The 1205-nt window shown below is 62.2% G+C and carries 2 protein-coding genes; both read left to right on the plus strand.

Translation table 11 applies throughout. From position 1 onward, the window contains the following. Positions 1-549: TetR/AcrR family transcriptional regulator (locus tag BMZ17_RS20760; RefSeq protein WP_139203051.1), on the plus strand; the 549-nt coding region annotated here is incomplete at its 5' end. 99 nt (positions 550-648) lie between these two features. Then, positions 649-1205, plus strand: a 557-nt coding sequence (locus BMZ17_RS20765) for a type 1 glutamine amidotransferase domain-containing protein (RefSeq protein WP_093144474.1), incomplete at its 3' end; no start/stop codon positions are given.

Consider the following 1205-nt stretch of genomic DNA (forward strand, 5'->3'; position numbering starts at 1 on the left):
GGCCAACGGATCATGGGCGGCAAGGGCTTTTCGGCGGTCGGTTTGAACGAAGTACTGACGTCCGCTGGCGTACCCAAGGGGTCGTTCTATCACTACTTTGGATCGAAGGAAGCCTTTGGCGAGGCACTGCTTGAGGATTACTTCGAAGACTACCTGGCCGACATGGATCGCACCTTCCGCACTGCGGGCCAGACCAAGGCCGAGCAGCTAGGCAAGTACTTTCTGGCCTGGCGAGACAATCAGTCCTTCGAGGAATGCCAGGGCAAATGCCTCGCGGTAAAGCTTGGTGCCGAAGTGGCCGACCTCTCCGAGACCATGCGGGCTTCGCTCAATCGCGGCACGGCCGCCATCGTTACGCGCCTGGCAACAGCCATCGGTGCCGGCGTAGAAGAGGGTTCGCTCGCCATCGACGATACGCCATCCGCCGTGGCCCAGAGCCTCTATGAGCTCTGGCTGGGCGCGAGTGTCATGGTCAAGATCGTGCGCACGCTGCAGCCGTTCGACAATGCGCTGGGCACCACCCGACAGATGCTTCACCTCTCCCGCTAGCACGGGGTCTATGGCCGGCACCTCACCCGGGTGCTTTTTTATTTCCATAACTTATAGACGACCGGTCTACTTCCATCATTCCACCACAGGAGCACCACCATGAAAGTCCTCATCGTTCTGACCTCACACGACCAACTCGGCAATACCGGCCGCAAGACCGGCTTCTGGCTCGAAGAGCTGGCCGCGCCCTATTACACCTTCAAGGACGCCGGCGCCCAGATCGTGCTGGCCTCGCCCAAGGGCGGCCAGCCGCCGTTGGATCCCAAAAGCAACGAGCCGTCCTTTCAGACCCAAGCCACCCATCGCTTCGAAGCCGATGCCGATGCCAATGCACAGCTGGCTAACACCGTGCGCCTGGACAGCATCTCCCAGGCGGATTTCGACACCGTGTTCTATCCCGGTGGCCACGGGCCGCTGTGGGACTTGGCCGAAGACGCCGCCTCCATCGCGCTGATCGAATCGTTCGTTGAGGCCGGCAAGCCAGTCGCCCTGGTCTGTCACGCACCGGGCGTGCTGCGCCACGTGAAAGCTGCCGATGGCCAGCCGCTGGTCGCAGGCAAGCGGGTCACCGGCTTCACCAATACCGAGGAAGCCGGCGTCGGCCTCACCGAGGTAGTGCCCTTCCTTGTCGAGGACGAACTCAAGGCCAAGGGCGG

This window comes from Pseudoxanthomonas sp. GM95, from assembly GCF_900109775.1.
Classification (GTDB): domain Bacteria; phylum Pseudomonadota; class Gammaproteobacteria; order Xanthomonadales; family Xanthomonadaceae; genus Pseudoxanthomonas_A.